Raw genomic sequence first — 1,009 nt, 5'->3', positions numbered from 1 at the left:
TTTATTTCACCAACTCAAGCGGTGAGAAAGGCAGGGTTAAAGTTCAGTACTCACCATGACGCACCTGTGGCGCTGCCAAGTTCATTCCGAGTATTGGATGCGACCGTCAATCGCACCACCAGAACTGATAAAGTACTGGGTGCAGATCAGCGCGTTGACACGTACACCGCGCTGCAAGCCATGACCATTTGGCCAGCTTACCAACACTTTGAGGAGTCGTATAAAGGTTCTATCGAAGTAGGTAAGAATGCGGATTTAATCATCCTCGATAACAACCCGATGAAGATTGAACCTAAGGCGCTAAAAGACCTAAACGTGGAAGAAACCATCAGCAGAGGTCAATCGGTTTATCAACGACAGTAATCCAAAATAAAACACCGCCGTTATCGAGGCGGTGTTTTCTATCTGACTCACCAAGCACTATCTATTTGCTCGCCACTAGCTTCGCTAACCAAGTAGGAAACTTTTCGTATTTAAGAATAAACCACACCTAAGCAAAGGTGGATTAATCAAAATCAGAAGGTCGTTTTGAGGGCGGCTTTAACAGCCTGATTCAACTTACTTAGCACCAATTCAAACACCCAACGAATAAAGGAATAAGTAAATTTGATCGCGATATTTGCACCTTTCCCCGCAAATACCAACATGTGGCCAAGTAAACCTTTTACGCGTTCAGAAAATTCGCTAGAGAGTTCTGAAATTTTGACGATTGAACGAGCAATCGCGTCATATATAGTAGCAATAGCAGAACCTACATTTTGCAGGGCAAAGACTGACGCCGCAGCCCCACCATCAACTAACAATGTAAGGAGCGCTGCCGAGATTTTATCTGCCCAATCAGCAGAAGGTGTGGCTTGAAGTCGATTCTCATAGTTTAAAACTACGCGTTTAAAAGTGGAGCTTGCCTTTTGAAAGCCAAGGCTCTCCCAGGTTGCAGTCTGTGTATAAGAACTGTACTCCGCCATAAAATGTGCGCTAGGAAAAAGACCTTGAGCACGATTCAATATGT

Annotated in this window: 1 protein-coding gene and 1 pseudogene; one reads left to right on the top strand and one right to left on the bottom strand. The window is 44.3% G+C overall.

Features of this window, described 5'->3' with window-relative positions:
* The coding region (locus R7Q47_RS26790) for an amidohydrolase family protein (RefSeq protein WP_318090366.1) at positions 1-363 on the top strand (363 nt) is incomplete at its 5' end.
* A 152-nt stretch (positions 364-515) separates the two neighbouring features.
* On the opposite strand, the pseudogene R7Q47_RS26785 reads toward R7Q47_RS26790, so the two are convergent.
* A pseudogene (locus R7Q47_RS26785) lies at positions 516-1,009 on the bottom strand (lipase family protein); the annotation flags it as partial.

The organism is Vibrio sp. Vb0349 (assembly GCF_033338975.1).
The sequence above is the reverse complement of the archived record's forward strand: the minus strand, read 5'-3'. Positions and strand labels throughout refer to the sequence as shown.